A 557-nucleotide genomic window follows, 5' to 3' on the forward strand; every position below is an offset into this window, starting at 1 on the left:
CCGGCAGTTCATCGACCTGGGGAGCGGGTTGCCGACCGCCGACAATGTGCATCAGGTCGCCCAGCGCCATCAGCCCGGGGCGGCCGTCGTCTACGTCGACACGGACCCGACCGTCCTCGCGCACGGCCGGACACTGCTTGCGGAGAACGAGTCCACGACCGTCGTCGAGGGCGATGTCCGCGACCCCGACGCCATTCGCCACCATCCCGAGGTCGAGCGGCTGATCGACCTCAGGCAGCCGGTCGGCGTCATCCTCAGCGCCGTCCTGCACCATCTCAACGACGACGAGGACCCGGCCGGGGTCGTCCGCCACTGGGCCGAACGGATCGCGCCCGGCAGCCACGTCTTCATCTCCCACTTCCGCTCCGGCCACAACGAGGAGACCGAGGCCGCCCAGGCCAAACTCATGGACGCCTTCGGCCGCGGTCGCTGGCGCACGGACGCCGAACTCCACGCCCTCTTCGGGACTTTGACCCTCCAGCCCCCGGGCATCGTCCCCGCCGTCCAGTGGCGCCCCGACCCCTCGGAGGAGCCCCGGACCCCGACCGTCTGGGAAC

1 protein-coding gene is annotated in these 557 nt (G+C 71.1%); it reads left to right on the forward strand.

Going from position 1 to position 557, the window contains the following annotated elements; genetic code table 11:
- The coding region (locus CCN72_RS36940; protein ID WP_107430302.1) for an SAM-dependent methyltransferase at positions 1-557 on the forward strand (557 nt) is incomplete at both ends.

Source organism: Streptomyces murinus (genome assembly GCF_002154555.1).
GTDB lineage: Bacteria > Actinomycetota > Actinomycetes > Streptomycetales > Streptomycetaceae > Streptomyces > Streptomyces murinus.